This window comes from Falsiroseomonas sp. RANM36, assembly GCF_056682175.1.
Window position 1 is genome coordinate 99,885 of record NZ_JBWXTD010000003.1, and the last position, 6,679, is coordinate 106,563.

Here is a 6,679-nt window from a genome sequence, read left to right on the forward strand (position 1 = left end):
GTGCAGGGGGGCAGCGCCCCCCTGCGACCGCACAGCGATGACCGCACCCCACCTCTCCGCCCTCGTCGTCGCGCGCAACGAGGAGGCGCGGTTGCCGGATTGCCTCGCATCCTGTGCGTTTGCGGATGAGGTGGTGGTGGTGCTGGATCGCAGCACGGACCGCAGCGCGGCGATCGCGCGCGAGCGTGGCGCGCGGGTGGTCGAGGGCGCGTGGGAGCTGGAGGGCGAGCGCCGCAATACGGGGCTCGAGGCCTGCAGCGGCGACTGGGTGCTGGAGGTGGATGCGGATGAGCGTGTCTCGCCCGATCTCGCCGCGGCGGTCCGTGCGACGATCGCGACGTCCACGCATGCCTGGCACCAGGTGCCGGTGGACAATTATGTCGGCGAGCGGCTGGTGCGCCATGGCTGGGCTGGCAGTTTCGGCACCACCTCCGTGCCGCGCCTGTCGCGCAAGGGGGCCAAGCGCTGGCGTGCGCAGCGCGTGCATCCGGGGCTGGACTGGACGGGGCAGGAGGGGCCGCGGATCACGCAGGGCGCGCTGATCCACCTGGTGGATCGCGACGTGTCGGACATGCTGCGGCGGCTCGACAAGTATTCCAGCGCGAAGGCGGCGGACCTGCTGGCGAGCGGGGAAATCGGCACGCTTGCCGGCAACCTTCGCCGCTTCGTCTCGCGCGCCTTCAAATCCTACTTTTCGCGCAAGGGCTACCGCGAGGGCGCGATGGGCGTGCTGCTCGCCTTCTGCACCGGCGCCTTCCCGCTGCTGTCCTATCTGAAGGCACGGATCGAGCCGGAGAAGCACGGGCGGTGAGCGCGTTCCTCCGCTCCGCCAGCTTTCCGCTCGCGGTGCTGCTGGCGGTGGCGCCGGCGATGGCGGTGGCGCAGTTCCGCGCCATGGCGCCGGCGGTGACCATCGCGCTGGCGCTGAGCCTCGTCGCGCATCTGCGCAACCATCGCAGCCTGCCGTGGCCGCGCTGGATGCCGCTGCTGGCGCCGGCGCTCGCGCTGCTGGGCTGGGCGGCGATCTCGTCGCTCTGGGCCATCGAGCCGGATCGCGCACTCGGCACGGTGGCGAGCCTGGTCGCGCTGCTGCTGCTCGGCGGCGCGGCCGCGCGCGCGCTGGAGAGCGATGCGCCGGAACACCGCGCGCGTCTCGGCATGGCGCTGGTGATCGGGCTCAGCATCGGCATCCCGCTGCTGGCCTTCGACCATGGCAGCCAGAACCTGTTCCGCCTGGCGGTGCGCGGCTTTCCGCCCTGGACGCCCTTCGTGGATTTCGGGCTGAAGCCGACCGTCTCGCTGGTGGCGCTGCTGCTGCCGCTCGTGCTGGCGGTGCCGGCCGCGCCGAGGCTGCTGCGCGCGGCGCTGGTGCTCGGCGGCCTGGCGGTGGCGCTCTGGCTGCCGGGCGAATCCGCGAAGATCGCGGCGGTCGCCGGCCTGCTCGCCGCGCTTGCCGCGCGATTCGCGCCGCGCCTCGTTGCGCGCGTGGCGGCGGCCGCGCTCGCGGTCCTGTTCCTCGCCGCGCCGCTGCTGTTCTCCGCCGTGCTCGACCGCGCGCCGAACCTCGCCGCGCTGCCGCCTTCCGCGGCGCATCGCGTGCTGATCTGGGACTTCGTGACGGAGCGCATCGCGGAGCGCCCGCTGCTCGGCTGGGGGATGGAATCCAGCCGCGAGATCCCGGGCGGCGCCGAGCGTTTCGACCGCGCGACGCTCGACCGCTTCGGCCTCGCCTCGCCCGAGGCGCGCGACTGGTTCGGCGCCGAGGCGGCGCGGCGCCTGCCGCTGCACACGCACAACAATGCGCTGCAGGTCTGGCTGGAGCTCGGGCTGGTCGGCGCGGCGCTGGCCGCCGCGCTGGCCGCCGCGGCGATGCTGGCGGCGGGCGCGATGCCGGCCGCGCTGGGCGTGGCGGTGGCCGGGGCGGCGACGGGGCAGCTCTCCTTCGGCGCCTGGCAGCCCTGGTGGATCGCCTCCGTGGTGCTGGCAGCGGTGTTGGCCGCGGCGTTGGCGCCGCGCAGGGCGGGCTGACTACATCCAGCGGCGCACGCGCGCCTTGTAGGCCTCGTAGGCCGCGCCGAAACGCTGCGCCAGGTAGGCCTCCTCCTTCGCGATCACCAGCCGGTCGAGCATCCCGTGCAGCACGGCCACGGCCACCCAGCCCCACAGCGTGCCCCAGACCAGCGCCAGGCCGGTCGCCGCCAGCAGGAAGCCCAGATAGATCGGGTTGCGGCTGAAGCGGTACGGGCCGGCTTCCACCATCGCCCGGTCGGGCTTGTCGGGCCGCGGGTCGTTGCCGGCCTTCACCAGCACCAGCACCGCCCAGCCGCAGAGCGCGATCGCCAGGAAGATCACCATCGCGCCGAGCGACGGCGCCGGCGGGCCGATCTGGATCGTCCAGACCTTGTCGAGCAGCCAGGCCGCGGCGAGCACCGCCGCCACCATCACCGGCGGCGGGATCCGCACGCCGGGGCCATGGTCCTGCGCCGCGTCGGCCATCACGCGCTCTCCCGCGCCGGCAGCCGCATCCAGCCGGGGATGCGCGGCGTCAGAACCGCATCGCCGCAGGCGAGGCCGCCGCCGGCCTCGGCCGCCTCGATCCGCAGCAGCGCCAGGCCCAGCCCGTCGCGTCCGCTCCGCATCTCGCCGATCTCTGCGCCGCCCTGCGTGACCGGCGTGCCGGGCGCGGGCAGCGGTCCCTCCACCGCGACGGGGAACAGCCGCTTCTTCAGCAGGCCGCGGTATTTCGTCCGCGCCGTCAGCTCCTGGCCCATGTAGCAGCCCTTGGACCAGGAGACGCCGTGCAGCTCGTCGAAGCCGCCTTCGAGCAGCACCGATTTCTGCGCCTCCATGTCGGCGGGCTCGGGCAGGCCGAGGGCGAGCCGGTGGCGGTCGTACTCCGCCGCATCCACCGCGCCCGGCAGCGGCGCCGGCGCCAGCAGGCGCCAGCCGGCTTCGTCCAGTCGCGGATCGGGCGCGGCGACCGGCCCTTCCGGCGCCCGCCCGCCCCAGCCGGCATGCACGGCGAACTCGGCCGAGGCGTCGCGCAGCGCCACCTTCGCCCGCAGCCGGAAGCGCGAGAGCGTGGTCACGATCAACCCCGCCTGCTCGCGCGCGCAGTCCAGCAGCAGGCGATCCCCGTCCGAATGCACGAAAAAATCGGCCAGCCACTTGCCCTGCGGCGTGAGCAGCGCGGCCCAGGGGGCACGACCCGGACCCGTCTGGGTCATGTCGTTGGATACGAGGCCCTGCAGGAAGGTGACGCGGTCTTCCCCCGTCACCTCCACCACGCCCCGCCCCGGCAGGAGAGCGATCGGCATGCCACCCAAGGTGGGAGGCGGCCGCCGGCGATGCAACATCCGGCGCGCCGCCCGCGCCGGGGTGGGGCGCAAGGCGCCGCCGTGCTAGAGGCGGGCCACCCATGCGGATCCTCTTCGTCACGGCCACCCGGATCGGCGATGCGGTGCTCTCCACCGCGCTGCTCGGCCATCTGCTCCGCGCGCATCCCGCTGCGCGGATCACGGTCGCCTGCGGCCCGGCCGCCGCGGGCGTCTTCGCCCGCATGCCGGGGCTCGAGCGGCTGATCGTGGTGGAGAAGAAGCGTTTTGCGCTGCACTGGCCGCTGCTCTGGGCGCAGGTGGCCCTGACGCGCTGGGACCTGGTGGTGGATCTGCGCGCCTCGGCGCTGGCCTGGATGGTGCCGGCGCGGCGCCGCGCGGTCGGCAAGGGCGGGCGCCGGCCCGGCCATCGGCTGACCCATATCGGGGCGGTGCTCGGCCTCTCCCCTCCGCCGCTGCCCGTCGCCTGGACCGCGCCGGAGGACGAAGCCCGCGCCGCCGCGCTGCTGCCCGGCGGCCCCTGGCTGGTGCTCGGCCCGACGGCGAACTGGTCGCAGAAGGTCTGGCCGGCGGAGCGCTTCGTCGCCGTCGCGCAGGCGCTGACCGCGCCGGGCGGGGCGCTGGCGGGCGCGCGCATCGCGGTGCTCGGCGGGCCCGGCGCGACCGAGCGCGCGATGGCCGCGCCGGTGCTGGCCGCCCTGCCGGGCGCGGTGGACCTGGTCGGCACGCTGGCGCTGCCGGAGGTCGCGGCCGTGCTGCGCCGCGCGGCGCTCTATCTCGGCAATGATTCCGGGCTGATGCACCTGGCGGCGGCGGCCGGCGCGCCGGTGGTCGGGCTGTTCGGGCAGTCCGATGCGCGCGAATACGGCCCGGTCGGGCCGCGCAGCGTCGCTGTCTCCGCCGATGGCGAGCCCTTCCGCACCAGCATGACGCGCCTGCCGGTGGAGCGCGTGGTGGCTGCGGCGGAAGGGCTGCTGGCGCAGCCCGTGCCCGCGTGAGGGTCGCGCCATGAGGGTCGCGCATGTCATGGCCGGCGCGGCGCATGGCGGGGCGGAGGGCTTCTACGAGCGCCTCGTCCTCGCCCAGCACCGCAGCGGGATGGAGGTGCTGGCCGTGATCCGCCGCAACGCCGAGCGCGCCGCGCGCCTCGCCGCGGGCGGGCTCGCGCCGGTGGAGCTCGGCTTCGGCGGCCCCTTCGACCTGCTGACGGGTCGGCATCTGCGCGCGACGCTCGACAGCTTCCGCCCGCAGGTGGTGGTCGCCTGGATGAACCGCGCCGCGCGCTTCGCCCGCGCCGCCTCCCGCGGGGCGGCCTGGACGCTGGTCGGCCGCCTCGGCGGGCAATACGACCTGCGCTACTATGCCGGCTGCGACATCCTGGTGGCGAACACGCGCGGCCTCTGCGACTGGATCGCCGGCCAGGGCTGGCCGCGGCAGCGGCTCAAGCACCTGCCGAATTTCGCATCCGATATGGGCGGAGCCGCGCCGGCCGCCCTTCCCCTGCCATCGGGCGTGCCCATCCTGCTGGCGATGGGCCGGCTGCATCCCAACAAGGATTTTCCGACGCTGCTGCGCGCGCTCGCCCTGCTGCCGGCGGAGGTGCATCTGGCGCTGGCGGGCGAGGGCGAGGAACGCGGCGCGCTGGAGACGCTGGCGCGGGAGCTCGGCATCGCCTCGCGCATCGCCTTCCTCGGCTGGCGGCAGGATGTCGGCGCGCTGCTCGCGGCGAGCACCATGCTTGTCGTGCCCTCGCGCATCGAGCCACTGGGCAATGTCGTGATCGAGGGGTTCTCGGCCGCGCGCCCGGTCGTCGCCGCCGCGGCGGACGGCCCGCGGGAGCTGATCGAGGACGGGCGCAACGGGCTGCTGGTGCCGATCGGCGACCACGCCGCCATGGCCGGCGCCATCGCATCGCTGCTGGCGGACCGCGCGCGCGCCGACGCCATCGCGCAGGCCGGCCGCGCGGCGTTCGAGGCGCATCACGCGGAAGCGCCGGTCCTCGCCGCCTGGTCGGTCTTCCTGCAGGCCGCCGCGATGATCCGCACGGGAGCGCCGCGCTGATGTGCGGCATCGCCGGGCTTGCGCTGCGCCAGGGCATGACGCCCGATGAAGCCATCCTGCGCGCCATGACGCGCGCGCTGGCGCATCGCGGGCCGGACGGATCGGGCCTGCACCTCGCGGACAATGTGGGCCTGGCGCACACCCGCCTTGCCATCATCGACCTCGCGACCGGCGACCAGCCGCTGTTCGCCGGCCCCGCCGCGCTGGTCGCGAATGGCGAGGTTTACAACTACCTGGAACTGCGTGAGGCGCATGCGCTCGCCTGCACCACCGGCAGCGATTGCGAGCCGCCGCTGCACCTGTTCCGCCGCGACGGGCTCGATGGCTACGCGCAGGCGATGCGCGGGATGTACGCCGTCGCGCTGCACGACCGACACGACCGGCGGCTGGTGCTGACGCGCGATCCCTTCGGCATCAAGCCGCTCTACATCGCGCAGGTCGCGGGCGGCATCGCCTTCGCCTCGGAGCCGCGCGCGCTGCTCGAAGCCGGCCTCGTCGCGCCGCGCGTGCGGCAGGAGGCGCGGGACGAGCTGATGCAGCTGCAGTTCACCACCGGCGCCGAGACGATCTTCGAGGGCATACGCCGCGTGCTGCCCGGCGAGAGCATCGTCATCGCCGATGGGGCCATCGTGGAGCGCCACCGCCGCGCGGCCCTGCCCGGAGGCGGGCCTGAGCATGTGACGGAGGAGGAGGCGCTCGCCCGCTTCGACGCCGCCTTCCAGGACAGCGTGCTGCTGCACCAGCGCAGCGACGTGCCCTATGGCCTGTTCCTCTCGGGCGGCATCGATTCCAACGCGGTGCTGGCCATGATGGCGCGGCTGAACGAGAAGCCGGTGCTTGCCTACACCGCGCGCTTCGACGTCCCCGGCGCCGCCGACGAGCAGCAGGCCGCGGAAGCCGCCGCCGCGGCGACCGGCGCACGCCACGCGACCGTGACGATCACCGAGGACGAGGTCTGGCGCCATCTGCCGGAGATCGTCGCCGCGATGGACGATCCGGCGGCCGACTACGCCATCATCCCCTCCTGGTTCCTGGCGCGGCGCGCGCGGCAGGAGGTGAAGGTCGTGCTCTCCGGCGAGGGCGGCGACGAGATCTTCGGGGGCTATGGCCGCTACCGCAGCGCGATGCGCCCCTGGTGGCTGGGCGGGCGGCAGCCGCGCGCCTCAGGCAGCTTCGATCATGTGAAGGACGTGCTTCGCGCGCCGCCCTCCACCTGGCGCGACGGCATCGCCGCGGCGGAGGCGGCGGCGGCGATGGCAGCCCGGACGGGGAGGGCGAGGACG

The 6,679-nt window shown here is 74.6% G+C and carries 7 protein-coding genes; 5 read left to right on the plus strand and 2 right to left on the minus strand.

All coding sequences use genetic code 11. The annotated features are described in order from the left end of the window. Positions 1-37 precede the first annotated feature (37 nt). Both AC1MIR_RS05415 and AC1MIR_RS05420 read left to right on the plus strand, forming a co-directional pair. Positions 38-811 (plus strand): glycosyltransferase family 2 protein, encoded by a 774-nt coding sequence (locus tag AC1MIR_RS05415; RefSeq protein WP_480027164.1) that lies wholly within the window; start codon positions 38-40, stop codon positions 809-811. Beyond that, entirely contained in the window at positions 808-2,028 is a 1,221-nt protein-coding gene (locus AC1MIR_RS05420; protein ID WP_480027165.1) for an O-antigen ligase family protein, read from the plus strand. Before AC1MIR_RS05415 ends, AC1MIR_RS05420 begins: the two co-directional genes overlap by 4 nt. Here AC1MIR_RS05420 and AC1MIR_RS05425 read toward each other — a convergent pair whose 3' ends face one another. Together AC1MIR_RS05425 and ygfZ are read right to left on the minus strand one after the other, a co-directional pair. Then, positions 2,029-2,496, minus strand: coding sequence for a methyltransferase family protein (locus AC1MIR_RS05425; RefSeq protein ID WP_480027166.1), 468 nt, complete (start codon positions 2,494-2,496; stop codon positions 2,029-2,031). It lies immediately after the preceding gene. After that, positions 2,496-3,317 (minus strand): CAF17-like 4Fe-4S cluster assembly/insertion protein YgfZ, encoded by an 822-nt coding sequence (ygfZ, locus tag AC1MIR_RS05430; protein WP_480027167.1) that lies wholly within the window; start codon positions 3,315-3,317, stop codon positions 2,496-2,498. The genes AC1MIR_RS05425 and ygfZ overlap by 1 nt, the downstream gene beginning before the upstream one ends. Positions 3,318-3,418: 101 nt before the next feature. Here ygfZ and AC1MIR_RS05435 point away from each other — a divergent pair, with 101 nt between their 5' ends. From AC1MIR_RS05435 to asnB, 3 genes are all read left to right on the plus strand, one after another. Further along, positions 3,419-4,333: a glycosyltransferase family 9 protein gene (locus tag AC1MIR_RS05435; RefSeq protein WP_480027168.1), complete on the plus strand. Its 915-nt coding sequence runs from the start codon at positions 3,419-3,421 to the stop codon at positions 4,331-4,333. Positions 4,334-4,343: 10 nt separating this feature from the next. After that, the gene (locus AC1MIR_RS05440) at positions 4,344-5,396 is read left to right on the plus strand and encodes a glycosyltransferase (RefSeq protein WP_480027169.1); all 1,053 of its coding nucleotides are present in this window, start codon (positions 4,344-4,346) and stop codon (positions 5,394-5,396) included. After that, a partial coding sequence (gene asnB, locus AC1MIR_RS05445) for an asparagine synthase (glutamine-hydrolyzing) (protein ID WP_480027170.1) occupies positions 5,396-6,679 on the plus strand: 1,284 nt, incomplete at its 3' end. The genes AC1MIR_RS05440 and asnB, both read left to right, overlap by 1 nt.

Bases quoted from the DNA above. Each gene is read 5' to 3' on its own strand.
- AC1MIR_RS05415 (WP_480027164.1), top strand. From the start codon at position 38: ATGACCGCACCCCACCTCTCCGCCCTCGTCGTCGCGCGCAACGAGGAG.
- AC1MIR_RS05425 (WP_480027166.1), bottom strand. From the start codon at position 2,496: ATGGCCGACGCGGCGCAGGACCATGGCCCCGGCGTGCGGATCCCGCCG.
- ygfZ (WP_480027167.1), bottom strand. From the start codon at position 3,317: ATGCCGATCGCTCTCCTGCCGGGGCGGGGCGTGGTGGAGGTGACGGGG.
- AC1MIR_RS05435 (WP_480027168.1), top strand. From the start codon at position 3,419: ATGCGGATCCTCTTCGTCACGGCCACCCGGATCGGCGATGCGGTGCTC.
- AC1MIR_RS05440 (WP_480027169.1), top strand. From the start codon at position 4,344: ATGAGGGTCGCGCATGTCATGGCCGGCGCGGCGCATGGCGGGGCGGAG.